Here is a 26,761-nt window from a genome sequence, read left to right on the forward strand (position 1 = left end):
AACAAGCAAGAAAGGAGGGCCATCGAGTGGAAGATGGGATCTGTAACTATTTGTTGGAGTCCATAAGTATTGAGGAGAAACATTTTGAAAAATAGAACGAAGTATTTGGAGAGTTGTTGTGAACGGCCTGTCGCTGCAAAAGATCACTTATCTGCTCGAGATAAAAAATGATTGAATGCAAAATGAATAAATTTTGAAAAGAGGGAGGTACTGGGTTTGAAAAAAAGGATTCTGCTTTTTATTTTGTTAGTTAGCTGGCTATTCGCACCCTCTTCTTACGCTTCAGAAGCCGAAGTTTCATTGACGATCGATACTAAACAAGCAGGAGAAAAAGTAGTAGGAACAGAATCGATCACTTTCGATCTTGTTGATTTGACGGCTTGGTGTAATAGCCAAAATCAGAGTGAAAAAGACATCCAGCAAACATGGTTGAACCAGTATCAAAATAAAAAACAATTTCAACAATTGATCCAGCAAACCGGATTGCTAAAAGTGAACGCGCAACCAATACTAACAAGTAGTGACGGTATTGCTCAAACAACCGTCCCTCACCAGCAGTTAGGACGAAATGCCGTCTATCTATTAGTTGCGTCCGGTGAAACAGGGAGTAAAGAATTTTTACCGATGGTAATTTTTATGCCAACGGAATTATTTAACGGATCGATGTCTCTCTATGGAAAGTATCAAGAAATCCATCCAAAAGAATCAATCACTATCGAAAATGATACGAATAAGCCGAGCGCTATCGGGAAACAATTACCACAAACGAATACCATGAACAGTAATTTTGTAGTAGGTGGTTTAGTTTTAGTATTGATCGGTAGTCTTGGTCTCGTATATAAAAACAAAAATAAGGGGAGAAAAAAAGAATGAAGAAAAGAACGACACGTTTGTTGGTCGCATTAACTTGTTTATTACCATTGGTTATAGGCATATTTGGCTTTGGAAATACTACGTATGCTGCTGAGGATGAAACAGTTGCTGTAACATTACACAAGAACAAAATGGACCAATTTCCAACGACTACGATCCAAAATACAGGGGATAAGATGTCTGAGTTTGAGCGTTATGAAGGATTGCCGGGAGTAAAATTTGATGTTTGGGAAGTCAGTGCTGATTTTTATCAACAGTTGAATCAAACTATCAAACAAGACGCTAGCGATGCGGAGTACCAAAAGGCAGTAAAAGACTTGATGAGTACGTATACATTACCAGCAGATGCTGGGGCGGCTTTACAAACTGTAGTAACAGATGGAAATGGTGAAGCTAAATTTGAAGGACTCGAAAAACGCAATGCTGATGGGACCTATAAAATTTATCTATTTGTAGAAGAAGCAGCTGACGATAGAGAAACGATTTCCGCACCACTGATCTTGATGTTGCCGGTAATAAATAAGGAAGGTGTGGAAAATACCAACATTCATCTGTATCCAAAAAATAAAATCAAAACCGACATCAGCAAAGAATTATTGGATGACGAGGGCAATCCGATAGCTGGTGAAAATGATAGTCTCATTGACTACGAAATCGGTAAAAAAATTACGTACCGTGTCGGACTTACGATCCCGAATCAGATCGGAGAATTTGTTACTGATGAAAAGGGGCAAGAAATTCCACGTTATACGGCCCTGAACTTAAAAGATGCGGTCTCAGAAAAAGGCTTGAAATTTGAAGGAATCGATAAAATCATAGTTGGTACTGACGAAACAAAAGATATCAAAGATGATTTCCTTAGTCATAGTGCAGCGTCTTATACGAATGCAGGTACAGATTTTTCAGGTTATGCTGGCTTTGAGATCAAGATGAATCTAGATCCTCAATATCTTGATAAAGCAAAGGAAACAGCTGATTATTTGAAGCAATATGCAGGCAAAACGATCTACATTTACTACGCGGTATCATTTACCGATGAAACTCCTGTTGATACATCAGTAGAAAATGAATTTACTGTAGATTTAGGACATGATGGTGAGTCAGAAAATAAAAAAGTTGAAGAAGAGATCCCTTCTATCATTACCGGAGGAAAAAAATTCTTCAAACATGAGGACGGTAAAGAAACACAAGCATTACAAGGTGCTGAGTTCAAAGTGTACAAAATAGTCAATGGTCAAAAACTTTACTTAAAAAAAGGTACGAATACGATTTCTTGGACAGCCAACGAAACTGAAGCAGAAGTCTATACTTCTAATGAATTAGGTCAATTACAAGTAACGGGTCTGTCATTCGGTACGTATTATTTACAAGAAACGAAAGCACCAAACGGCTTCCAATTATTGAAGGATGACCAAGAGTTTGAGATAAAAGAAGGCTCGTTCGACGATGGAGAATCTTTAGCAATTGCCAACGTCTCTAAAGGCGGCTTCTTACCATCAACTGGTGGTAAAGGGATCATCGCCTTCTTAGCGATCGGTTTAGTAATGATGTTAGGTGCCGTTATTAGATACCGTCGCATCCAACAAGCCGTAAACTAAGTGGCTTTCTGTGGTAAAATGGGAGCGAAAGAAGGTTGAACGATGACAAGTATGGAAAAAATTATGGAAAAAATCAACCAATTTCGTGATGAACGAAACTGGCGCCCATTCCACAATGAAAAAGATTTAGCGTTATCGATTTGTTTAGAAGCAGCCGAATTATTAGAACTTTTCCAATGGAAAGATTCGGCTGAGGCACGGACACAGACGGAACGTTTGAAAGAAGAACTCGCGGATGTTTTGATTTACTCGTATATGATGGCAGACAATCTGGATTTTGACATCGATGAGATCATCAGTGAGAAATTAAAGAAAAACGCAATCAAATATCCAGTAGATGAAGCTTAAAAAAGGACATGCGACTTTGTCGCACGTCCTTTTTATTCATGTAATTCTAATGGCAGGCCATCAGGATCAAAGAAGAAGGTCATTTTTTCACCAGTGTAATCATCCGTACGTAAAGGCTCGCACTCAATTCCTTGCTCGGCTAGATAAGTAACCATTTCTTCAATATTATCAGTCTTGAAAGCCAGATGTCGCAAGCCCGTTGCTTCTGGAAAACTGGGCCGCTTGGGTGGATCTTGGACAGCAAAAATCTCTAGCTCGGCACCTTGTAATTGTAAATCTAATTTGTAATCTTGGCGTTCTGGTCGATAGTTTTCACGAATGATCGGTAGTCCTAAAACATCGACATAAAAGTGTTTGGCTTTTTGATAATCCGAGACGATGATCGCCACATGGTGGATGGTAGAAAAAGTTGGTTTTAACATAAAAAAATCCTTTCGCTTTTTCTTTAGTATAACGGATAGATAGTAGGAAAATAAAAGCAGACGAACCTTCGTCTGCCTTTATTTACTTTTTAACGAGATCGCTTGGCCTTGCTGTTGCAAATGATTGACGTGTTGTTCACCCCAATTACATAAACTATCTAAAATATTGGATAAGCTAAGTCCATATTCACTTAAAGAATATTCAACTTTCGGCGGAACCTGTTGATAGACTTTACGATCAATGATTTTATCATCTTCTAATTCACGTAATTGTTGAGTCAGCATTTTTTGACTAATACCAGTGATCCCGCGTTTCAAATCACTTGGGCGCATCGGTCCATGACGCAAGTTGCATAAGATGATCGGTTTCCATTTTCCGCCAATAACATCCATCGTAGCTTCGACACCAATCATGTATTCACGATTTTCCAAAAAAAAATTACCTCCTAAAATATTGATAAGACACAAAAGTTACTAAAAGGTACCTATGATACAAAAAAGTGGGTACTTATCAAAAGTTCATCAACAGTATATAGTATCTTCTCGTAGGATACAAATACTTTTTTTGGAGGAAATTATGGAAAAGAAACTATCACCAAATTTAACTTTATTGGCATTAGCAATCAACGCATTTGCGATTGGTTCAACTGAATTTATTAGTGTCGGATTATTGCCGATGATCGTCAAAAGTTTCAATGTCACATTAGCTCAAGCAGGATTGACAGTCTCACTTTATGCGTTGGGGGTCACGATCGGGGCTCCATTATTGACAGTTTTAACAGGTAAATGGAATCGTCGTAATTTAATGCTGGGGATCATGATCCTATTTATCAGCGGTAACTTACTCGCTGCATTTGCGCCAACATTTTCCATCTTATTAGTGGGCCGTATCTTGGCGGCCTTAGCACATGGTATTTTTATGTCGGTCTCAACAGTTATTGCGGCCGATGTCGTTGAACCTTCTAGACGGGCGAGTGCAATTGCGATTATGTTTACTGGTTTGACTGTTGCGACTGTTACGGGTGTACCGCTAGGCACTTTTATCGGACAACAAACAACGTGGAATATGTCCTTTATATTTATTGCTGCTGTTGGTTTGATCGGTTTGGTTGCTAGCAGTTTCTTAGTACCGCGTCACCTGCCAATTCCTGGTAAAGTTGATTTAAAAGGATTCAAACGAATTTTTTCCAATAAACCATTAGTGATGTCTTTCTTGATCACAGCGTTTGGTTACGGTGGAACGTTTGCGGCATATACGTATCTATCACCGATTCTAGAAAATTTTGGTTTTTCAGCTAGCGCAATCGTGATTATCTTGATTGTTTACGGTTTGATGGTAGCGGTAGGAAATACTGTTGGCGGCCATTTGGCGAATGAAAACCCGTTAGCTTCATTGATCAAAATGTTTGGTTTGTTGATGATCGCTTTACTCTTCTTATTCGTGACGATTATGGTTGGAAATAATATTTTAGGATTGATTGGGGCACTACTTTTAGGTTTGTTTGCTTTTATGAATGTACCAGGTTTACAATTGTATGTTGTCCAATTAGCGGAAAAGTATGTTCCACAAGATATTACGCTAGCATCTGCTTTGAATATTGCTGCCTTCAATATCGGCATTACTTTAGGCTCAACAGTTGGAGCGCAAGTAACTGGGAAGATTGGCGTTGCCTATACCCCGATTTTTGGAGCGATTATTGTGTTATTAGCGATTCTTTTGACGATTCAAGTGCAAAAAAGTGAAGCAAAATCCGTTTTAACTGAATGTGAAGACTAAAAAAGAACCAACCATGAATTAATTCACGGTTGGTTCTTTTTTAAAGTGGATGATGCAAGCGATAAAGACGATCACTAATAAAGCGAGTAGGAAAAGTAGTGATAATTGTGAACCAGTAACGGTCCCCGCGATAAAATCAGCATTTGATTGTTGCGACAGATTAATGATCGTTGCGACGATCGCAGTGGCCACAGCCCCCGAAAATTGTTGGAGCGTGTTAAATAATGTATTGCCATCACCATAATCTTTTTCGGGCAGTAGGCTCATGCCCGTTGTCATCAGGTTGCTGTAGGAAAATCCAATACCGATCATATAGATTACGTGTCCAGCGACAAATCCAAGTAATACCGGCATTCTTAATAATACAGTTAATAGGATCCAACCAATTGTTGCTAAACTTAATCCAAATAAAATCGGTTTTTTCGAACCGAGTGTATCTAAGACCCTTCCCGAGATAGGTGCTAAAATTGCGCCGACAGCAGCTCCTGGCATCATAACTAAGCCAGCAATAAAAGCATCTTTGCCTAATACGATTTGGATAAAATTAGGTAGAACGAAAGAAATACCTAATAATAAAAATTGACAGACCAGAAAACCACATAAGAATAAAACAAAAACCTTGTTCTTCAATACGGTAATCCGAACCAACGGATTATCTCTGCGAGTTGCTTGGCGATAGAAGATGACGAGTCCAACAAGACCAACAGCTAATGAAATCAAACAGAACCAGCTGCCTAATTGATTTAAGAACATTAATAAACCACTAAATAAAAGCGCCACTCCGATCAAACTGATTCCATCGAGTGAACCTGATTTTTGAACAGGAATTTCTGGAATCGCGTAAAGTCCGATAGCTAGGGAAATAATCAAGACTGGCAATAAGAAAAGGAAAATAGCATGCCAGGAAAGATTGGCGGTCATGATTCCACCATAAGTCGGTCCAATAGCAGGTGCGATCGATGTCGTCAATGTACCGACGCCCATCATCGTGCCGCGTTTATGCATCGGAGTAAAGTTTAAGATGATATGGAACATCAATGGCAAAGCAATCCCAGTACTGACTCCTTGTAATAGTCGGCCAGCTAATAAGACAGCATAGCTAGGTGACCACAGATCGGTGACCAAGCCGGCAATAAAGAATAAATTAGCAATAATAAATAATTTCCGGATTGAATAATTTTTTAGTAGATAATTGGAAAAAGGAACCATGATGGAAATCACTAATAAGTAAATCGTTGTGACCCATTGAACCATCCCGGTAGAGATGTTAAATTGTTCAATTAATGTTGGGAACGTTACGTTCATAGCGGTCTCAATCAATACCCCCGCAAATGACATGATCCCGGTAGCCAAAACGGCTAATAATAAATGGATGTTCTTTTCTTTCATTTTATACCCTCACTTTATTTCTATAACTATTAATGCTGAATTGAATCGATCGTACAGTTGATATACGACAAAAATTAACAAAAAAAGAGAGAGGGTTTCTAAATTAATAGAAACCGCCTCTCTCTCGACACGTAAAAACGTGTTATCTGTACGATTTATTCACATTAAGCATTGTAAAGTGTTTTGTAATCTAGGTCAAGCCTATCGTTGCATACAGAAACTAATAATCGCAAATAAAGCAATATGAGCAGGGTAGAAAATATAGAAGAAGTTCCGCATTCCCCGACCTTTTTCTCCGTTATACATAATAATTGGAATCGCTGCAAAAAGCATCATCCACTGATAGTTAGTAGTAAACGCAGCTTGGACGCCACCAGTGAATAAAGTAATTAACGCAATAATGACTAGTGCGGTTACTTGAAGTGGTTTTTTTCCATGGAATAGATAAAACAAGACAGCTAATAAAACAAATAGAACGCCGCCTTCTGTCATAAATATCGTGGGAATGAAAAAAGTAAAAATTTTAAATAAAGGCATCATTAATTTGGAATTCAAGACTGTCGGAATTGTCAATGCGATGATTGGTAGGATACTCAAAATAGTCGGAACTATTAACCAAAGGACTCCTTTGCCAAGTGTTTGACGTTTTTTCAAATAGTCACAGGCTTGCATGTAAACCGTTCCTAAGAAGATCGTTCCAAAAATATTATTGATGACAATCGTGTCTCCAATAGCAAAATAATTATTTAAGATCGATGTGATCACGCCCATGATCCAATATCCTACTAAGAGACGCAACATATATTTTTTTCGATTACTAGTATGAATAAAACCTTCCGAACTTTCAAATAGAAAAATGGGTGCCGTAATTCGGCCAAACCAATGAAACCAACCTGGGATTCCTAAAAACGAGAAAAATTCGCCTAAATGATCCATGACCATGGTGATGATCCCTAAAACTTTCAACTGGAAACCAGTCATCCCTTTTTTAACCAATCCATTCACTCCTTCTTTTTTTACTAAAATAGCAAAGGACGAGCATGTTTTCCATCTTTTAAACGAACATCTAGCTTACAAAAATGTGAGTTCGATGGATTAGGTATTTGTCTGGCTTTTAAGCATTTTATAAATGAAGGAGCAAGATAAATAGCAAAGCCGCAGACGTTTGGACAACACCAACAGATAGACCATAGATCAAAAAGCGCGGACCTTCTTTTAAAAATTTACGAAAATCTAAACGCAAACCAATCGCAGCTAAAGCAATTGTTTCAAACCACGTGCTGATAGTATGCGCAGCTTGATTGAGGATATTTGGCAATGGGAAAAAACTATTTACGATACAAATTATTAGAAAGCCCAGCACGTACCAAGGAATCGGAATTCTTTTTTTCGTTGTCTGTGTAGTAACAGTACCACTGCGACGAACCTTTTGTTCAAATAAGAAGACTACAACAACTAAGAAAATAATCCGAGTGATTTTGAAAAGCATCGCAAATTTAACGGTTTCCGGATTAACTAGGCTAGCACCTGCTACGACTTGACCGACGGATTGGAGTGTCCCACCTAACAAGGCGCTTTTGGCTAATAAATCATCTCCATACAAGGCGATGCCTAAAAAAGGTAGCGTCAGCATCATCACAGTTCCTAAGAGGTTAACTAGCGTGATGATCTGACCTTTTTCTTCATCATTTGCTTCAATCGCAGGAGCAATCGCTCCAATGGCAGAAGAACCACAAACCGCGTTACCGCCAGCCATCATCAGAGCCATTTTTTCATTAAAGCCTAATTTGCGACCAATAAAATAAGTGCCTATGATCACAGTTGTCATCATTAAGATAATAAAAGCCAGACCTTTGATCCCCATTTGACCAATAGTTTGAAATGTTACCGTGAATCCCAGTAGGACGACGGAATATTCTAGTAAACGACTCTCAGCAAATTTGGTTCCTTGAGCTAAGCTAGACTGTTTAAAGAAAGTATTTCCTAAAATAATTCCTAATAAAATCGCAAGTGTCGCTCCGCCAAGTTTTGGTAGCAGCAGTGCTAATAACTTAGCTATAACTGCAACACCAAGCGATAAGCTTAACCCAGGAAGTAACTGATTTATTTTTGTTGTTCCATTTTTTGACATAAAAAAATCCTCTCTAAAAAACTATAATTGCTTGTTTGATAGCTTTATTATAACTGAGAATTACCATTGGTATAATTTATTGATATAATAGTTTAAATAAAAAAAACTGATGGAAGTGATTGCATTGTTTAAATGGTTAGAAACATTTAAAGTCGTCTATGAAACAAAGAACTTTTCTAAAGCTGCAGAAATTTTATTTATTTCGCAACCAACTGTCTCCGCCCAAATTAAACAACTTGAAAATGAATTACATACCCAATTATTTATCCGTAATGGGCGTAAGGAGATAATCGGTACCTCTCAAGCCCAAATTTTGTATGAAAAAGTCACTGATTTGATAGATGATTGGGAGAAAATCCAACAGGCGGTTCAAACTGATCAAAATCAAGTGATCCCCTGTGTGATCGGGGCCTCTCACACGTTTGCCAATTATATTTTGCCTAAATTAGTGAGCGATTTGTATCAAGAATTTCCTCGGCTTCGTTTTAAAATCAAAATGATGAATTCAATGGAAGTACTTCAAGCTTTAGAGCAACATACGATTGATTTAGGATTTATTGAAAAGCCACTTTCTAGTAATCAAATTATTCGTTATCCATTGATGGAAGACCAGCTTGTATTGGCTGGCGATGTAAAAGCTGGTCCATGGCTAGTTCGCGAGAATAGTTCAGGTGTTTATTACTATACGAAGCGTTTTTTAGATGAAAAAGATATCAAGCAGCCAACGATCGAAATCCACAATAATGAAGTTATTGTCGGTTTATTGAAACAAGGATTTGGCTGTTCATTAATATCAGAACGTGCGACTGCTGGGATTGAGTATCAAAAGTTGGATGATAGCTTTAAACGAAAATTTTATTTGATCAAACGAAAAACGAAAACTGTCGAAGAAATCGAACACTGCGCTGAATTTGTCAATAAGTGGAACGAACCATTCTAATTAAGCGCAAGGGGATGGTATACTTATTTATATTGATCAAAGTGTCTAATTTTTTCAAGTAAAACTAGGGGGATATTAGAGTGAAAAAGGTTAGTTTATTATTAGGATTAATTATTGGTTTATTTTTATTACCCGTCTCAGCAAAAGCTTCTGGAATCGCAATGTCACGATTGTACAATCCAAATAGCGGCGAGCATTTTTATACAGCAAACACTTATGAAAGAGATAATTTAAAAAAAGCTGGTTGGCGTTATGAAGGAATTGGTTGGAATGCCCCTGCAAGTGGTAATCCTGTCTATCGCCTATATAATCCAAATGTGGGTGATCATCACTACACATTAAATGTCCATGAAAGAGATAATTTAAAAAAAGCTGGCTGGCGTTACGAAGGAATTTCTTGGTACTCTCCAGGTAGTGGAGCACCTCTTTATCGCTTGTATAATCCTAATGCACGTACTGGGACACATCACTACACGTTATATGCTTACGAGCGAGATGACTTAAAAAAAGCTGGTTGGCGCTATGAAGGGATTGCTTGGAATGCAATTCAAGACAGTTCCTCTAATTATGTTTTATTGAATGCTCCATATATCAATCAAAACTCTGCTGGAATGCCAATGGGGTGTGAAGCAGCATCCTTATTACAAGGTTTACAGCTGAAAGGCTATGCTAAAAACTATAATTTAAAATCGTTTATTAAGGAAATGCCATTAGCGGCTGATAATAACCCTAATAATGGTTTTGCGGGGCGTCCTGATAAAGTGCTAAATAATGTTTACCAATCTATTTTTCCAGCACCACTAGCTAATTGGGGTAATAAATATGGCAAAGCAGTGAATATTTCTGGTAGTTCTACGGCTACGTTGAAACAAGAACTTAATAAAGGCAATCCAATCGTGGTTTATGTTACCTTGAACTTTGCTAGTCCTCAATATGGAACATATTTCTGGGGAACAGGTATCGACAATGCACACGTCATGACATTAGATGGTTATAATTCAAATAATAATACGTATCACGTGTCTGATCCTAATGCCGGTAAATACTGGGTGTCTGCCAGTAAATTTGAAACAAGTTATAATCTAAAAAAATATGCGGTTGCAATTCGTTAACCTGAGACCTTCATCTTACCTGATGAAGGTTTTTATTTTGTCAATGGCGTCTCTTAAAAATCAGCCGAAAGTCTGAGGTGAGGTTTTTGGCAAGTGCTATACTTAAGGCACACACAAAATAAGGAGTGGGTAAAAATGAAAAAAGCAGGATCGGGTGTCATTGTTGGAATTGTTGTCGTTCTTTTAGCGATTGGGGTATATGGCGTTACTACATATAATTCATTGGCTGCTGAAGAAAATAATGTTGAAGCCAAGTGGTCTCAAGTAGAGAATGTTATGCAAAGACGAGCAGATTTAATTCCTAATCTAGTCAACAGTGTACAAGGTAGTATGAATCATGAAGAAAAAATTATCAAAGAAATCACGGATGCCCGCAAAGCCTATAACAGTGCTTCGACACCAACAGAAAAGAATGAAGCAAATAATCAAATCGAACAGAGCTTGGGAACGATGGTCAATGTGATCCAAGAAGATTACCCTACACTAGCATCAAATGAAAATGTAAAAACGTTGATGGTACAGTTAGAAGGAACCGAAAATCGTATCTCTGTTGAACGGAAAAATTACATTGAAGAGGTCAATACGTACAATCAAAGCTTAGTACGTTTCCCCAAAAATTTAGTCGCAAAGGCTTTAGGGTTTGATAAAAAAGCGAATTTCAAAGCAGATGACAGTGCAAAGGTCGTGCCAGACGTCAGTTTTGAATAAGAATGGGTGAAGAAAATGAGGAAGGGTCAAAATACTTCAGGGGAAGCATTGGAACAAGAGGTTGTTGGTAATTACCAAAAAATTAAAAAACGTAACAGTTTGATCAGTATTGTTTTACTGATCGTTGTATTGATCAGCAGTTATTCGTTGACTCAACTGATCGCTGATAATGAATATCCACAACAAAAAGCAGCATATACCAAGCAATTAACAAAGTTAAATCAAGAACGAGAAGCTATTTTGTCAGGGGAAAAAGCTACTGTCAGTCAATCATTCACGACTACTTTGAATGAAAATCTAGCAAAATTAAAAGAATATCCACGACAAGCGGACAATTATAAAGTTGCGATCAAAGGTACCAATGGACAATTAACTTTGAACAAAAACAATATCTTTGTTTCTGACAATGCCAAAATGCTCAGCGTTGAAACTAAGCAAAAAATTTATCAGTTAAATAAACAATTGGCTGCTAGCACAAATGGTGCCCAACTAGAGGTGGTCACTATTTCTGAATTGCCTCGTGGTGAAGACATTGAATCCTATGCGAACACGATCTTCAATCAACTAGGGATCGGGGATAAAAATGAAAATAATGGTGTTTTGTATTTGATCTCTTTAGCGGACAAAGAATTTCGCTTAGAAGTTGGCTATGGCTTGGAAGGTTTGATCCCAGATGGCAAAGCCGATGATTTGATCAATGACGATAAAGTAGTCGATGATTTTAAAGACGGAAATTATGATCAAGCAGTCGGGACGGTCGTAGATAATGTCTTCAATATCATGAATACCAAAACAGCGTTAGTCGATTCTCAAATCAAAAAAGTGAAGAGCGAGCAAACGACGCTTACTGCTACTTATTGGAGCAGTATCGTAATCGTTGGTTTTATTATCGTTGCTAGTATCATCATGATCATTAACTTAATCAGAGGGCGGATCTTATTAAAAGAAAAATATTTACTCTATCAAACAGAAACAGCATATAGCCAAAGTAATGAACATTGGAATCAAAAAATCAAAAATACTGAATTGTATTTTGTTTTATTGAGCGGCATTCTGTTAGCGAAATCAAAACGCTCCGTTGAGTATGCAGTGGCACAAGGAAATCTATTGCGAAACCCAGCGGCCAAGAAACAAATGTTGGGAAGAATCTTGATCGGTGATACCTTATACGCAGGCAATGGTGACATTTTAACGACAGCCTATTTAGCATCAAACTATAATACCAGCAATTGGTCTAACAATAATGGTGGCTCTGGTGGTGGGTCATCTTGGGGATCTTTCGGTGGTGGATCTTCCGGTGGTGGTGGTGCTTCAGGGGGTTGGTAAAATAGACAAAAAAGAGTACATAGTTGTGTACTCTTTTTTATTTTGGGAAAAATTAATCGGTCCAGCTAAATTAAGCTTCTTTTTTAGTTGATTTGGCTATAATATAGGAAAAACATAGCTGACTTTGATAAGTTGTCCGTTGCAACGGACAAAAACGAGTGAAGCGTTTTCTTTTTGAGCGGTTATGATAAAGACAAGAAGGGGAGGTCACTAGCCATGGGAGCAAAGAAAGATCGTGAACAAAGGCTCTTACTACTTCTAACCAAACGACATGACTATGTAACGTCCGAAGAATTAGCGGAACATTTAGAAACATCACAAAAAACGATTTACCGCTTAATCAAAAAAATCAATGAAACATCGGGTGGAGGACTGATTCAGTCAGAAAAGGGGCGAGGCTACAAATTAAATTACGAAAAATATATCGGCCAAACCACTATTCAGCCGAGTCAACGAAGTCAATATTCACCGCAAGAGCGGAGGAACCGCGTGATGGAAGAACTGTTACTTTCTTCACCACAGACTAAAAATGTCTACAATTTGTTTGAAGAATATTATGTTGGAGAGTCGGTGATTTTCAGCGATGAGCAATTGATCGCTGAGCACTTGCAACAGTACGATTTAAAATTAGAGCGCAAACAACGGACTTTAGCCATCTTGGGAAAAGAAGCCAATATCCGCCGTGCGATCGCTGATTTGATCCAAATGCACAATATTATTGAAATCGATGAACTAAAGAATAATGCAGAACTGAATTTTAATCATTTTGATGTTTTGTTTATTTTAGACCAAATAAAATTGATCGAAAAAGAATTAGAAATGACGATCCCATATCCTTACAACATCAATATTTTTTCGCACTTATATATTTTGATCCGCCGTTTGCGTAAAGTTCAGCATCTATCTAACAATGAACTGAGCCCACTCTCAGAAAAGGAGCAGGAACGCTTAGAGCAAGACCAAGCATTATATCAAGTGGCAAAGGCAGCAATTGCCAATGTTGAAAATTATTTACACAATAGGTTGCCAGAAGCAGAGGTATATTATCTTTACCAATACCTGACTTCTTCAAGAATGCAAGGTTCCTTGAGCAAAGTTACGAAGTTCTCTACAAGAGTGGTTGAGCTGACGAACAAGTATTTAGCCGGAATGAGTGAACGACTGAATATCTCAATCAAAGGGGATTCGATCTTTTTAGATTTAGGCAATCATATCAAACCAATGATCAATCGGTTGGAGCATGGTATCCATGTAAAAAATAGTTTGCTAGATCAGATCAAAATGACGTACGAAATGATTTTTTTATACGTAACAGAAGTGTCAGCAGAGATCAGCCAAGAATTTTCACTCCCAAAAATCAATGAAGATGAAAATGGGTTTATTACCTTATATTTTGCTCGCATCATTGAAACCAATCAATTACCGATTCGGACTGTGATCATGTGTACGACAGGAGTTGGGACATCGGAACTTTTACGAGTCAAAATCGAAAAAAAATTCCCGGAATTAGAAATCGTTGATGTGATTGCAACGAGAGATGCTCAGCGCTTTACGGAGAAATATCCAGGAATCGATTTGATTTTAACAACGATCAATGTCAGCGATACGATTTCAGTCCCCTCATTATTAGTTAGTGCGATGTTTACACGCGATGATCAAAATCGATTACAAAAGAAAATCGAGGCGATTTATGATGAACGATGAATTTTTTACAGCCTTCTTAGATCAAAAGCTGACATCGAAAGAACAGATCCATCGCTTTATTGGTGAATTTGCCAATCCTGATGCTGCAGCAGAATTAGTCAGTTTGTTGCAACGGCGGGAAACAGTCGGTAATACGATGATCGCCGAACATGTGATTTTACCTCACCTAGAAAGTCCGAAAGTTAAACGAAGCCAAATTTTAGTGATTCGTCTAGCTGATCCAATCGATTTTGATGATACAACACGTGAGATTCAATTGATCGTCACTATCTTACTAAAAAGCGAAGAAGAACAAGCAACTAAACAAAAAATTGCTCAATTCACACGCCGTTTAGCAGATGAGGATTTCTTAACAGAACTACTTACGAATCAATCAAAAAAAACGATCTATCAATTATTATAAAAAATCAGGAATCATTCCTGATTTTAACAAAAATAAAAATGTGAACGCTTTATTTGAAAGCAACCAATCAATTAGGAGGAATTTATTATGAAAATCGTCGGAGTAGCAGCATGTACAGTAGGTATCGCCCATACATACATTGCACAAGAAAAATTAGAAAATGCGGCTAAAAAAGCCGGGCATGAAATGAAAGTTGAAACACAAGGTACGATTGGTATCGAAAATGAATTGACACAAGCCGAGATCGATCAAGCAGATATCGTGATCTTAGCCATCGATGTGAAAATTTCTGGTCGCGAACGTTTTGAAGGTAAAAGAGTCATTCAAGTTCCAACGGAAGTAGCAGTCAAATCACCCAATAAATTGATTGAAAAAGCGCAAGAAGTTGTCGCTCAAAAAGTATAGACAGTTAACCAGCGCTTAAGCTGGTTGCTCGGATGAAGTAGGAGGAACTCAAATGGAAGTAAAAGATATCGTCGATGTGGACATCGTCAAAACGAATATGAACGCTAAAACGAAAGCGGATGCATTAAATGATTTAGCTAATCAATTATTGAAAAACGGTTATATCACAGAAGTAGATGGTTTCATCAAAGATATTTATGAACGTGAAGCAGAAGGTCAAACTGGGATTGGCAATTATATCGCGATTCCTCATGGCAAGAGTGCGTATGTCAAAAAAGTAGGGGTAGCTATCGGAATCAATCAAGCAGAAATTCCATGGGAAAGTCTGGATGGGAAAGGAGTAAAAGGGATCATTTTATTCGCAGTTGGTAATGATAATGAAGGTGCCACCAAACATTTGAAATTATTATCACTGTTTGCACGAAAACTAGGAAATGATGAAGTAGTTGGTAATCTGTTGCAGGCGAAAAAGCCAGAAGATGTTGTCGAAGCATTTGCTTAAGTTAATGGAGGAAGAAAAATGAAAATAATTAAACAATTAAAGCTTAAAGAACATTTATTGACAGCTATCTCATACTTGATTCCGATTGTTTGTGGGGCGGGATTCCTGATTGCAATCGGGATGGCCTTTGGTGGAACAAGTCAAGACGCATTGATTCAAGGGAAATTTACTATTTGGGATGCATTAGCAACAATGGGTGGGAAAGGTTTAGGTTTATTACCAGTCGTTATTGCCACAGGGATTTCTTTCTCAATCGGTGGAAAACCTGGGATCGCACCTGGGTTTATTATTGGGTTGACAGCAAATGCTATTGGAGCAGGATTCATCGGCGGAATTTTAGGCGGATATATCGCAGGTTATTTAGTTTTAGCAATTTTAAAATATGTCAAATTGCCAAATTGGGCAAAAGGGTTAATGCCGACTTTGATCATTCCGTTCTTAGCATCACTTGTTGGTGGCTTAATCATGGTTTATATCATCGGAGCGCCAATTACGGCTCTAACATCACTATTGACTAACTTCTTAGATGGGTTAGGAAATTCGTCACTATTGATCTTTGGCGGAGTGATCGGCCTATTAAGTGGAGTCGATTATGGTGGACCGATCAATAAAACCGTTTTTGCCTTCGTACTGACAATGCAAGCAGAAGGAATCAACGGTCCAATCACTGCTTTACAATTGGTTAACACAGCAACACCAATCGGTTTTGGTTTAGCTTACTTTGTTGCCAAATTATTTGGGAAAAACATCTATACAAAACTAGAAGTAGAAACATTGAAATCAGCTGTTCCAATGGGCGTGATCAACATTGTTGAAGGTGTCATCCCATTAGTAATGAACGATATCGTTCGAGGAGTAATCGCAACAGCAATCGGTGGTTTTGCCGGAGGCGCGACAACGATGATCCTTGGAGCAGATGCTACGGTTCCATTTGGTGGTGTCTTGATGATTCCGACCATGTCTCGTCCTTGGGCGGGTGTGATCGCGATCTTAGTCAATGTTGTTGTCACAGCAGTTGTCCTTGCAGTGATCAAGAAAAATGTTACGGCTGAAGACGAATTGTCTCAAGTAGAAAAAGAAGAAGCAGATATTGATTTAGAAGATATTCAAATTTTTTAGGAAAGTGTGACGATAAATGAGAAAAGTAGAATTTTCACCTTCGTTGATGACGATGGATTTAGACAAATTCAAGGAGCAAATCACTTTCTTGAATGACAAAGTAGACTCGTATCATATCGATATTATGGATGGGCATTATGTTCCAAATATTACCTTATCACCCTGGTTTATCGAAGAATTACGCAAAGTGACAGTATTACCAATGTCTGCCCACTTGATGGTGACCAATCCAAGTTTCTGGGTCCAACAATTGATCGATTTAAATTGCGAATGGATCTGTATGCATGCGGAAGTATTAGATGGCTTAGCTTTTCGATTAATCGACCAAATCCACGATGCAGGCTTAAAAGCGGGCATCGTGATCAATCCTGAAACACCAATTGAAGCAATTTTTCCATATGTCGAATTAGTCGACAAAATTACGATCATGACGATTGATCCCGGATTTGCTGGTCAACGTTTCATTGAAAGTACACTGGATAAAATTGTTGCTTTAAGAGCATTACGTGATGAAAAGGGCTATGACTATGTAATCGAGATGGACGGTTCTTCTAACCGTAAGTCATTCAAACGCATTGATGCAGCAGGGCCAGATATTTATATCATTGGTCGCAGCGGATTATTCGGTTTAGATGAAGACATTTCAAAAGCTTGGGCTATCATGGAAACAGATTATGAAGAAATGACAGGTAAGAAAATTTCTTATGAAAAAGTAAACTAAAGAAAAGAAGCTAGGACAACAGTATTTTCTACTTTTGTCCTAGCTTCTTTTTTTAATTTTCGAATTGAGCTTGGTGTAATTGGTAGTAATGTCCTGCTAGAGCGAGCAGTTCGTCATGGGTTCCTTGCTCGACGATGTTGCCGTCATCTACGACTAAAATCAAATCTGCTTCACGAATCGTTGACAGGCGATGAGCAATAATAAATGATGTTTTATTGCGCATCAATTGCTCCATTGCCTCTTGGATCTGCAGCTCAGTTTGGGTATCTACATTAGAAGTCGCTTCGTCTAAGATCAATAATTCGGCATTTAAGATCATTGCTCGAGCAATCGTCAATAATTGTTTCTGTCCTTGCGAAATAGCTAAACCATCTTCACTCATCACAGTATCGTACCCGTTAGGTAGTTGTGTAATGAATTCATGGATATGGGCTGCTTTTGTTGCGCGGATCACATCTTCTAAAGTCGCTTGTTCGTTGCCGTAAGTCAAGTTTTCAAAAATCGTTCCGGTAAACAACCAAGTATCTTGTAAAACCATCGCATATTGTTTACGCAAACTATTTCTAGTGGCTTCTTTGATATTGTGACCATCTAAATAAATCGCTCCATTATCTGGATCATAAAACCGCATCAATAAGTTCACGATCGTTGTTTTTCCGGCACCAGTCGGTCCGACGATTGCAACGACATTGCCTGCAGAAATCTCAAACGATAAGTCTTTGATCACCGGCTGATTCGCTTGGTAACCAAAATTAACATGATCAAAACGAACATTCCCTTTAGCAGTTTCAAATACATAGGCTTGTTGGACATCTTGAACTTCGGGTTCTTCGTCTAATAATTTAAAAATCCGTTCAGCAGCGGCAATCGATGATTGTAAATCACTAAAAATATTTGCTAGTTCATTGATGGGTCCAGAAAATTTACGAGAGTAAAGGACAAATGAAGAAAGTTTTCCTAAAGTTAAATGACCAAATAGAAATAAGAAAGCCCCTAAAATACTGATCAATGATAAGGAGACATTGTTGATAAAGTTGACGGAAGGACCGGTCATACTGCCATAGTACTCCGCGTTGTAATAAGCGGACATGGCTTCATCATTCTTCTTACCAAAACGAGCAATCATTGTTTCTTCTTGATGATATACTTTAGTTGTTTGTTCGCCAGATAAAAGCTCTTCGGCCATTCCATTTAGTTCACCAAGTTCGGCGGAACGCTTACGAAAGAGCGGTTGAAATTTATTTGTTAAAAAACGAGTGAGTAAAATAGAGGCCGGGACAGTCACTAAGAAAATCGTTACCATCAATGGTGAAATGATCAACATCATAACGAAGGATCCAATGATGGTTACTAAACTACTTAATACTTGAACCGAATCACTAGCCAAAGAGGTATTGATCGTATCAATGTCGTAACTCATCCGGCTAACGATGTCTCCCGTTTGATGTTGGTCAAAATAACCAACGGGAAGCGAGACGATCTTATCGAACAAATCTTTTCTTAAACGATAGGCTGTTTTTTGACTTAAATAGATCATTAAGCGGCTGATTCCGTAACTTAAGATCGCTGAAACAACATAAAAGAAAACCATCAATAAGCAATAGTAAAAAACTTTTTGAAAGTGGACATGGCCTTTACCGATTTGGATCGCATCAATGGCATAGCCAGAAAGTAGCGGACCAACTAAGGCAAATAAATTACTGGCGATCGTTAAAATTACCGCTAGAAATAGCAACCATTTGAATTGATACAAATAGCCCCATAAACGAAGGAGTGTTCCTTTTTTTGTATTATTCTTCTTCAAGTACATTCCCTCCAGTCTGACCTTGATAGATTTCTTGATAAGTGGCATTTTTTGCTAGTAATTCCTCATGAGTGCCATAACCAATCATCTTTCCCTTTTCCAACAATAAAATTTTATCAGCATGCTGAATCGAACTGATTCTTTGTGCAATCAATAGTTTAGTCGTTGAAGTAAAATGTGTTCGGAGTGCTTTGCGAAGATTAGCATCCGTGTGATAATCAAGTGCGCTAGACGAGTCATCCAAAATCAAGACATCCGGTTGTCCAATCAAGGCACGAGCTAAAAGAACTCGTTGTTTTTGACCACCACTCAGGTTTTGGCCTTTTGCTTCTAAGTGATGATTTAATCCGTCGGGCAATTTATCAATAAATTCACGCGCTTGGGCATCATCGATTGCTTGTTGCAATTGTTCTTCGGAAAAAGACCGGCCAAACAAGATATTTTCTCTGATCGTATCTGCAAAGAGGATATCTTTTTGCAAGACCGCCCCGATATTTTGATGCAATGCGTCCAGTGAATAATGCTTGATTTCTTGTCCATCAAATAAAATTTGACCAGAAGTTCGATCGTATAAACGTAGGATCAAACTTGCGATCGTCGTTTTTCCACTCCCGGTTGCGCCCATGATTCCCAGTGTTTCGCCACTGGCAAGACTAAAGCTGATATGTTCGATCGCCGGACCGCTATCTGGATAGGCAAAGGTCACATCATCAAAGACTAGTTTTGTCGCATTATTTGTTCGTTGCTTCAAAGTTCCAGGAACGACAGCAGGTTTTTTTCGCAAAACTTCATCGATTCGATTTGCCGAAGCAACTCCGCGAGAATACAAAACAAAAATCCGTGTGATTGATAGCATTGCATTCAAGATGATCGTGAAATAAGTTAAGAACGCGACGATTACTCCAGGTTGCGTTAATCCAGCATTTACGCGATAAGCACTGACTAAAATGACTAGTGTTAGACCAAGGTTCAAGAATAGGTCCAATAAGGCAGGCGAGGCTGCGAGCGTAACATTCGCTTTTGTTTCTGCATTCACGAGTGATTGATTGACTGTTTCAAATCGTTTGCGCTCAAAAGATTCTTTGGATAACGCTTTGATCACACGGGCACCAGTCACATTTTCTCGTACCGTCAAAACGAGTTGGTCCACTTGTTTTTGTAGTTTTCCAAAAAGCGGGACACCTTTTTTCGAGATATGAGTGACCATTACAAAAATAATCGGCATCACAGCAACTAATACCAAAGTCAAAATTGGGTCTAAGGTGGTGGTAATCAAAATTCCGCCAACCAATAAAATCGGTGCGCGAATCCCCATCCGCATCATCACGCCTAAAGTTAAATGGATATTGTAACTATCCGTAGTGACTCGGGAGACGAGTGATGAGACACTGACTTCTTCGATTTGGGTGGTATCTAAATAAGAAATTTTGTGGAAAAGATCATCACGAATGTTTTTAGTCGTATCTTTAGCGATTCGTGAAACCATCCGATTGGCAATCACATTTGCCCATAAAGCAAAGGCTGATGCCGCCAACATGACCCCACCCCATAAAAGAATTTTGTGAGGGTCTTTTTCTGGAATGACATGATCTAAGATAAATGCCAATGTCCAAGGCAAGACCAATTCCATCATTGTTCCAAGAAATTTTATCAAAACGCCGATTGAAACGCGGGAGCGATACGGCTTCAGATAATGCATGATTAGTTTCATAGTATCTCCTTAATGAAATAGATTTGTTTAAAAATAGTGCGCTTTATTTAGGGCACATGATAGCTTCTGCTTGTTCCATGATTTGATGTAACTCAATGGAAAGTTGCTCTTGTCTTTCCAACGGAATGCTAGTAAGCAACTGGTTGTTCCAATCAGTTAAAATCGTGCGAATATCTGCTTCGATCGCTAGAGCTTTTTCAGTGGGAAATACTTGCAATTTACGCGCATCTTTTTTATCACTTTTCCGAGTGATGAAACCCTTTTGTTCAAGCTGTGCAAGTTGGCGAGCCACATTGCTTTTATTAATGAAAATCTTACAAGCTAATTCTTCCTGCGAAATTCCTGGTTGATTACACACACCTAAGATATACGCATGATGCATTTCGCCCAAACCCAGCTTTTTAAATTCTTGCTCGCGATACAACGCCGAGAGTCTAGCGATCCGATTAACCATTTTAGTTAAAGAATCCATGAGATTGTTCCTTTCTAAATGAGTGATACTGTTTTGTTTATAAAAACAAACACAGTACAGTATAGAAGAAAAAAGTTGCGGGTGCAACTATTTACTGGATCACTGAACTCAAATAGCAGTAGATAGGATGATGATTGGCTTTTTAGCAATTGATCAAAGCTAAAAAGTAAGTATCATTTCCCCAAAAATAGTAGAAAGTACCAGTGATTTTCGTTCATTGAATAAATGAGCGCTACTGCCAACTATTTTTGGATCATTTTTAAAAACAAGTTTTTGCAAGCGTTTTTATTGTGCTGTATCTATGAGGCGCTTATAGTAGTTATATGGCAATAAGCTACTTGTTTTCTTTGGATTAAGAATATCAGGAAGAAGGTGTTCATCATGGTAAAGACGATTGAGCGAGAATCCATGGTGATCCATGGATGGATCACCACATTGGATACATCAGATTCAGGCGAAGGATTGATTGGGATCAGTCAGCAAAAAATGCGAGCCAAAGAAGAATATGCCTCAAAAATCGAGGAAGATTTATTTGTTGTGAATGCATTGATCGATGGGGACCAATGTTATTTGATCGGAAATAAAGATTTGACCAAAACCCGACCTTCAGAAATTTTATTACCGGCAGGAACATATGCATATTTTGATTTAGACTATCAGGATCAAGTGGAATTAGATCAGGAAATCAGCAAGTGCTACGGTGAGTTGATGCAAGATGAGACCGTGAAGTTGTTGGGTAATTATAATTTAGAAGAATATACAGCAGTTGGAAAACTTAGACTCTATCTGCCCGTGCAAAAAAAATAAACCAAAAAAGCTGCCATATATTGGCAGCTTTTTTAATGATGAGATTGTTTTAATTGCGACCAAAGAATTCAGCAGCGATTTCTTGTCCTTGATCGATTTTTTTCCATTGTTCATCTACAGTTAAATTATTTCCGCTATCACAAGAAGCAAAACCGCATTGATGAGATAAGAAAAGACGTTCTTTGGGAATAATGTTGCTGGCCTTTTCTAAGTACTGTAATACCCGATCAGCATCATCTAACGTATTGGTTTTGCTTGATAATAATCCAAGTACGACTTCTACTTGATCTTTTTCAGCTAACACATTCAAGGCAGATAAATCCCCCGCACGTTCATCGTCCCATTCCAAGAAGAAGCGATCGTAGTGTTGTTCACCTAAGAATTTTTCAGCAATGGCTTGATATGTTCCACCGGAAGCATGGCGAGATTCATAGTTGCCACGACAGTTATGGGTCCAAATCTTCAGTCCAATCTCATGACCAAAGTCGATAATCTCATTGTTGACTGTCACAAATTCTTGTGCCAACCCAACAAGGTCCACATTTCCTTCGGCGAAAAAGCTGTCTTTGTTGCTAGAATCAAACAGTTCCCATAAGCAATCATCAAATTGCACGATTTCACCGCCGCAAGCTTTGTATTCAGTCAAGAATTCTTTATAAGCGTTGATCAAACCAGCTTTTAATTCTTCTTTTGTTTTATAGATTTGATCTTCCCCATATAAACCATTGAAGACAGAGAGTTCTGTAAAGGCATGGGCAACACTCCAAACGGTTGTTTTGACATCATTGCCTTGGTCTTGTGCTTTGACTGCTTTAAAAATATCGATGAAATGATGGTTTTTACCTGATAAAGGTGCAACAATCCGAATACCGATGTCTTTACGAGTCTCAAAATGATCGCCATCAAAATCTTTGAAGCTATAGCCGTGGTCCGCGATAAAACGCTCGATCCCTACAAGTCCCCAAATAAAATCTAGGTGCCACATTGATTTGGAATACTCACCATCTGTTAGCACATCGATCTTGTGATCAAGTTGATCCTGGATGATTTGTGTGATTGCTTTCGTTTCAACTTCTTGATACCCTTCGAAGTCCTTATAGAAAGGATAGGTGATATCATCACGTTCTTGGATTTGATCTTTATAATCCAATAAATTTTGTGGACGTAATAGTGAGCCAACTAATTGAAATTTTGATTTTGCCATTGAAGAATTCCCCCTACCAATTTGTGCACTTATCGTATCAAAAATTGGTTATAATAAATAATACGTATTATCTTTAATTAACTATAGGTAATACCTATTAGAAGGAGGGACTTTTTTGCGAATCCAACAATTGCAGTATTTAGAAAAAATTGCTGAGACAGGTTCGATGAATGAAGCAGCCAAACAGTTATTTATTTCACAGCCTAGTTTGACACAAGCAATCAAAGAGCTAGAAACGGAATATCAGATTCAACTTTTTTATCGCAGTAAAACCGGGATGACATTGACGAATGAAGGCCGAGAATTTATCAATTATACTCGGGGAATCTTAGATCAAGTAAATTTGTTGAATGCGAAATTCAAAAATACAACGATCCGTAAACAAATTTTTAGTGTTTCAGCTCAACACTATGCTTTTGTCGTCCATGCCTTCGTAGAATTAGTCAAAAAAGTAGGCGGGGAAGAGTATGATTTTACTTTGCGAGAGACGATCACTGAAAACGCCTTGAACGATGTCCAAACTTTCAAGAGCGAAGTTGGGATCATCTACTTGAATACATTCAACGAAATGGTCTTGAAACGCTTGATCAATGAAAAGGAATTGGAATTTATTCCACTTTTTGAAGCGCAGCCACATGTCTTTGTTGGTCGAAATAATCCACTGACTCAGAAGGAAAAAATTACCTTGGATGATTTGGTCGACTATACGTATCTGTCGTATGAGCAGGGAGATACGAACTCTTTTTATTTTTCAGAAGAAATCTTAAGTACGATGTATCATAAAAAACACATTAAAATCAGCGACCGAGCGACTATTTTTAATTTGATGGTGGGGCTAGATGGTTACACGATCAGTTCAGGAATTATCAGTAGTGAACTGAATGATGAAAAAATCGTAGCGATTCCCTTAGATGTCGATGATCGAATGACGCTAGGGTATTTAAAACAGAAAAAAATTGCTTTAAGTCCGATGGGACAAGAATATATTGAACTATTGAAACAGCACATCCGTAATTATGGCTTTGAAATCTTTGGATTGACGAAATAAAAAATCTTAGCTGAGATTAAAGAATCAGCTAAGATTTTTTTATTTTTGCTGCGAATCTGTATTATTCATTGTTCCTTTTCGTTCAGGACTCTTCCATGTTCCAGAGCCCAGACCTAGAATCGTTTTGACAGCTGGAATGAAGGTCGTGACGATCGTTAAAGCATTCATGATCCAATAAAAGACCATGTATAACGGAGCAAAAAATAGATATTTAAATTTCCTTCCGCGATCATCTACGATCAACGAGGCAATCAATTGGATGATTCCAGAAAGCATCTCAAAACAAACAAAAAGAAAAGCCATCGTCAACATGTGATAAATCCGTTCAATATCCCCGGTGATCAAAAAGCGTCCTAAACCAAAAATAAAAATTGCCGAAGAGATCCAGAAAAAGAAAGACCAGATAATACTAAACGTTTGATCGATGAACATAACAGTATATCCAATGTTACGAAATGGATGAAAGAAAATCTTTTTAAAATTGGTTAACCAGACTTCTGTTCCACCTTTGGCCCACCGTTTTCGTTGGCGATAGAGCATCGTCATTGATTCTGGTACTTCCATGAAAAACATGATCTGTGGCGCAAAGAGTGAAAGCCAACCATCCATTTGATGATCCCAGGCAATACTGATATCTTCTGTTGCGCGATCTTGACGAAACAAACCAACATCGATCAATGCATCTTTTCGATAAATTGTGTTCGCGCGCCACTATAAGCATAGATGCTTCCCAAAACACCGATCTGTGTACGTTTGATGATCCCGACAATACTAGAAAATTCAACGGTCTGTGATTTAGCAATCAATTTTGACCGATTTAGTACATCCATGTTAGCTGTGATTGCGGAGATATTGGTTGAGTCTGGGCGTAAGAAATAATTGATGTAACGATTCAAACAATCAGGCTCTGGTACCGTATCTGCATCGTTACTTAAAATTAATTTTCCCTTCGCAAAGCCTAAGCCAATGTTGAAGGCATGTGCTTTCCCTTTATTTTTTTCAATCCGTAGTACCCGCAGATTGTCGTATTTTTTCTGAAGGCGAGCTAAAATTTCTGGCGTACTATCTGTAGAACCATCATCTGTGACTAAAACTTCGTAATGCACATAATTGATTTTCGTCATCAAGTATTCGATCGTATTTTCAATAACGATTTCTTCGTTATGAGCAGGTACCATGATCGTAACAAAAGGTTCGATTTCTTCAGGGATCTCATCCCATTCTTTTTGGCGATATTTAAATAAAAAAGTGTAACATAAGACCCCAATAAACCATGCAAAACCACCGATAATCGGATAAGTAACTAAGACTAAAAAGAGAACCGTCAAAATCGTGTCGATAAAGATATTCCCTGTATGAACTAAAAGGCTCATAGTTTTACCCCGCCTTCTTTATACAAATTACGAACAAAATCTGTATCTAAATTTTGTTCTTCTTTGACCGAATAATAGCGGACTTCTTTGCGAAATTCCTCTGGTCCAAACTGTTTATCGTAGGCATCATTTAGTAAAGCTCGCCGAACATCCAATTGTTCTTCATCATATTGTATGTCCTTTTGTAATAAGGTTTTGAACCGATGGTTGTTCCAAAGGGTCAATGAAATATAAGCTACAACTAAAAAAAGGAAAATGATGGCTAGAAAGAGAAAGAGGAAATCGAATGTTTGTATTTCTTCTTTATAAACGATGAAATGCTCTCGTTTTGCCATATCAGGAAAGAGATAAGGGATCGCTAGCCAGAAAAATGGTAGGAAAACCGCAGCCCAGCCCAATAGTGCTACTATAGTTTGGAAAATTTTAGTACCAAAATGGCCTTTTTGATAATAACTATCGTAGACTAAATCTTTTTGTGCTTCCTCACGATTGAGTGTACGTTTCATTTTTATACCTTCTTCCTGGATTTAATTTCTGATATTTGAATAGTTTAGTAAGTATAGTGTGCCACGCACATAATTATTTTTCAAATTATTTTTTTATTTTTTGCCTAATTAATCTCGATTGTTATTTGAAATAAACAGATAGATAAATTATTTTAGTTTGTAGAATCAATAATTTTATCAGTTAATGCTTATCTATCAAATTTAGAACGTTAATAACTAAGAGGACATTCACTTCTTTTTGGAGAACGCTTACTATCCATATTGATGATACCAGTAATAGTACTAATGATGCTAATTATTGAGCTATAAAAAACACTAGTTTTCTCTAAAGGAAAACTAGTGTTTTTTATAGTGTTCG

At 37.9% G+C, this 26,761-nt stretch carries 26 protein-coding genes and 1 pseudogene; 16 read left to right on the forward strand and 11 right to left on the reverse strand.

Annotated elements, in window-relative coordinates; genetic code table 11:
* The first annotated feature begins 216 nt into the window (after positions 1-216).
* Genes RV04_RS08140 through RV04_RS08150 form a run of 3 tightly spaced genes read left to right on the forward strand, consistent with a single transcriptional unit; the run spans position 217 to position 2,819 of the window.
* Complete coding sequence (locus RV04_RS08140; protein ID WP_071857959.1) at positions 217-873, forward strand: LPXTG cell wall anchor domain-containing protein; 657 nt, start codon at positions 217-219, stop codon at positions 871-873.
* Complete coding sequence (locus tag RV04_RS08145) at positions 870-2,471, forward strand: SpaH/EbpB family LPXTG-anchored major pilin (RefSeq protein ID WP_071857960.1); 1,602 nt, start codon at positions 870-872, stop codon at positions 2,469-2,471. The genes RV04_RS08140 and RV04_RS08145 overlap by 4 nt, the downstream gene beginning before the upstream one ends.
* A gap of 42 nt (positions 2,472-2,513) precedes the next feature.
* Entirely contained in the window at positions 2,514-2,819 is a 306-nt protein-coding gene (locus RV04_RS08150) for a nucleotide pyrophosphohydrolase (RefSeq protein ID WP_071857961.1), read from the forward strand.
* A 32-nt stretch (positions 2,820-2,851) separates the two neighbouring features.
* Here the strand turns inward: RV04_RS08150 and gloA2 are convergent, their stop codons facing one another.
* Together gloA2 and RV04_RS08160 are read right to left on the reverse strand one after the other, a co-directional pair.
* Complete coding sequence (gene gloA2 / locus RV04_RS08155; RefSeq protein WP_071857962.1) at positions 2,852-3,241, reverse strand: SMU1112c/YaeR family gloxylase I-like metalloprotein; 390 nt, start codon at positions 3,239-3,241, stop codon at positions 2,852-2,854.
* Between the two features lie 78 nt (positions 3,242-3,319).
* Positions 3,320-3,673, reverse strand: coding sequence for a winged helix-turn-helix transcriptional regulator (locus tag RV04_RS08160; protein WP_071857963.1), 354 nt, complete (start codon positions 3,671-3,673; stop codon positions 3,320-3,322).
* Between the two features lie 145 nt (positions 3,674-3,818).
* On the opposite strand from RV04_RS08160, the gene RV04_RS08165 reads away from it, so the two are divergent.
* Positions 3,819-5,018, forward strand: a complete 1,200-nt coding sequence (locus RV04_RS08165; RefSeq protein ID WP_071857964.1) for an MFS transporter — start codon at positions 3,819-3,821, stop codon at positions 5,016-5,018.
* 18 nt (positions 5,019-5,036) lie between these two features.
* On the opposite strand, the gene RV04_RS08170 is transcribed toward RV04_RS08165, so the two are convergent.
* The 3 genes from RV04_RS08170 to RV04_RS08180 form a co-directional block, all read right to left on the reverse strand.
* Positions 5,037-6,407, reverse strand: a complete 1,371-nt coding sequence (locus tag RV04_RS08170) for an MFS transporter (RefSeq protein ID WP_071857965.1) — start codon at positions 6,405-6,407, stop codon at positions 5,037-5,039.
* A 201-nt stretch (positions 6,408-6,608) separates the two neighbouring features.
* Positions 6,609-7,388 (reverse strand): TraX family protein, encoded by a 780-nt coding sequence (locus RV04_RS08175; protein WP_071858083.1) that lies wholly within the window; start codon positions 7,386-7,388, stop codon positions 6,609-6,611.
* Positions 7,389-7,530: 142 nt separating this feature from the next.
* Positions 7,531-8,538 carry a YeiH family protein gene (locus RV04_RS08180; protein ID WP_071857966.1) on the reverse strand — a complete coding sequence of 336 codons (1,008 nt, stop codon included), beginning with the start codon at positions 8,536-8,538 and terminating at the stop codon, positions 7,531-7,533.
* Positions 8,539-8,647: 109 nt separating this feature from the next.
* On the opposite strand from RV04_RS08180, the gene RV04_RS08185 reads away from it, so the two are divergent.
* The 10 genes from RV04_RS08185 (at position 8,648) to alsE (ending at position 17,478) form a co-directional block, all read left to right on the forward strand.
* Positions 8,648-9,478 (forward strand): LysR family transcriptional regulator, encoded by an 831-nt coding sequence (locus RV04_RS08185; RefSeq protein ID WP_071857967.1) that lies wholly within the window; start codon positions 8,648-8,650, stop codon positions 9,476-9,478.
* A gap of 80 nt (positions 9,479-9,558) precedes the next feature.
* Positions 9,559-10,590: a C39 family peptidase gene (locus tag RV04_RS08190; protein ID WP_071857968.1), complete on the forward strand. Its 1,032-nt coding sequence runs from the start codon at positions 9,559-9,561 to the stop codon at positions 10,588-10,590.
* 135 nt (positions 10,591-10,725) lie between these two features.
* On the forward strand, positions 10,726-11,298 hold the full coding sequence (locus RV04_RS08195) for a LemA family protein (protein WP_071857969.1): 573 nt from the start codon (positions 10,726-10,728) through the stop codon (positions 11,296-11,298).
* Positions 11,299-11,313: 15 nt separating this feature from the next.
* On the forward strand, positions 11,314-12,624 hold the full coding sequence (locus RV04_RS08200; RefSeq protein ID WP_071857970.1) for a TPM domain-containing protein: 1,311 nt from the start codon (positions 11,314-11,316) through the stop codon (positions 12,622-12,624).
* A gap of 216 nt (positions 12,625-12,840) precedes the next feature.
* Positions 12,841-14,328, forward strand: a complete 1,488-nt coding sequence (locus RV04_RS08205) for a BglG family transcription antiterminator (protein ID WP_071857971.1) — start codon at positions 12,841-12,843, stop codon at positions 14,326-14,328.
* On the forward strand, positions 14,318-14,731 hold the full coding sequence (locus tag RV04_RS08210; protein WP_245791072.1) for a PTS sugar transporter subunit IIA: 414 nt from the start codon (positions 14,318-14,320) through the stop codon (positions 14,729-14,731). The genes RV04_RS08205 and RV04_RS08210 overlap by 11 nt, the downstream gene beginning before the upstream one ends.
* An 87-nt stretch (positions 14,732-14,818) precedes the next feature.
* Positions 14,819-15,136 (forward strand): PTS fructose transporter subunit IIB, encoded by a 318-nt coding sequence (locus RV04_RS08215; protein ID WP_071857973.1) that lies wholly within the window; start codon positions 14,819-14,821, stop codon positions 15,134-15,136.
* 52 nt (positions 15,137-15,188) lie between these two features.
* Positions 15,189-15,638: a fructose PTS transporter subunit IIA gene (locus RV04_RS08220; protein ID WP_071857974.1), complete on the forward strand. Its 450-nt coding sequence runs from the start codon at positions 15,189-15,191 to the stop codon at positions 15,636-15,638.
* An 18-nt stretch (positions 15,639-15,656) separates the two neighbouring features.
* The gene (locus RV04_RS08225) at positions 15,657-16,757 is read left to right on the forward strand and encodes a PTS fructose transporter subunit IIC (protein ID WP_071857975.1); all 1,101 of its coding nucleotides are present in this window, start codon (positions 15,657-15,659) and stop codon (positions 16,755-16,757) included.
* Between the two features lie 16 nt (positions 16,758-16,773).
* Positions 16,774-17,478: a D-allulose 6-phosphate 3-epimerase gene (gene alsE, locus RV04_RS08230; RefSeq protein ID WP_071857976.1), complete on the forward strand. Its 705-nt coding sequence runs from the start codon at positions 16,774-16,776 to the stop codon at positions 17,476-17,478.
* A gap of 52 nt (positions 17,479-17,530) precedes the next feature.
* On the opposite strand, the gene RV04_RS08235 is transcribed toward alsE, so the two are convergent.
* From RV04_RS08235 to RV04_RS08245, 3 genes are read right to left on the reverse strand one after another with little or no spacing between them, the layout of a single operon-like run.
* The gene (locus tag RV04_RS08235) at positions 17,531-19,288 is read right to left on the reverse strand and encodes an ABC transporter ATP-binding protein (RefSeq protein WP_211271188.1); all 1,758 of its coding nucleotides are present in this window, start codon (positions 19,286-19,288) and stop codon (positions 17,531-17,533) included.
* A complete protein-coding gene (locus tag RV04_RS08240; protein ID WP_071857978.1) occupies positions 19,269-20,993 on the reverse strand; it encodes an ABC transporter ATP-binding protein in 1,725 nt (574 codons plus the stop codon). Before RV04_RS08240 ends, RV04_RS08235 begins: the two co-directional genes overlap by 20 nt.
* A gap of 43 nt (positions 20,994-21,036) precedes the next feature.
* Positions 21,037-21,465 carry a MarR family winged helix-turn-helix transcriptional regulator gene (locus RV04_RS08245; RefSeq protein ID WP_071857979.1) on the reverse strand — a complete coding sequence of 143 codons (429 nt, stop codon included), beginning with the start codon at positions 21,463-21,465 and terminating at the stop codon, positions 21,037-21,039.
* A gap of 381 nt (positions 21,466-21,846) precedes the next feature.
* Between RV04_RS08245 and RV04_RS08250 the strand changes: the two genes are divergently transcribed.
* Positions 21,847-22,272, forward strand: coding sequence for an effector binding domain-containing protein (locus tag RV04_RS08250; protein ID WP_071857980.1), 426 nt, complete (start codon positions 21,847-21,849; stop codon positions 22,270-22,272).
* A gap of 49 nt (positions 22,273-22,321) precedes the next feature.
* On the opposite strand, the gene RV04_RS08255 is transcribed toward RV04_RS08250, so the two are convergent.
* Complete coding sequence (locus RV04_RS08255; protein WP_071857981.1) at positions 22,322-23,476, reverse strand: cobalamin-independent methionine synthase II family protein; 1,155 nt, start codon at positions 23,474-23,476, stop codon at positions 22,322-22,324.
* 115 nt (positions 23,477-23,591) lie between these two features.
* Between RV04_RS08255 and RV04_RS08260 the strand changes: the two genes are divergently transcribed.
* Positions 23,592-24,524, forward strand: coding sequence for a LysR family transcriptional regulator (locus RV04_RS08260; protein WP_071857982.1), 933 nt, complete (start codon positions 23,592-23,594; stop codon positions 24,522-24,524).
* Between the two features lie 39 nt (positions 24,525-24,563).
* Here the strand turns inward: RV04_RS08260 and RV04_RS08265 are convergent.
* Together RV04_RS08265 and RV04_RS13405 are read right to left on the reverse strand one after the other, a co-directional pair.
* A pseudogene (locus tag RV04_RS08265) lies at positions 24,564-25,897 on the reverse strand (glycosyltransferase family 2 protein).
* Positions 25,894-26,403, reverse strand: a complete 510-nt coding sequence (locus RV04_RS13405) for a cell division protein (protein ID WP_071857983.1) — start codon at positions 26,401-26,403, stop codon at positions 25,894-25,896. Before RV04_RS13405 ends, RV04_RS08265 begins: the two are co-directional and overlap by 4 nt.
* Positions 26,404-26,761 lie beyond the last annotated feature (358 nt).

The organism is Enterococcus hermanniensis (genome assembly GCF_001885945.1).
GTDB lineage: Bacteria > Bacillota > Bacilli > Lactobacillales > Enterococcaceae > Enterococcus_A > Enterococcus_A hermanniensis.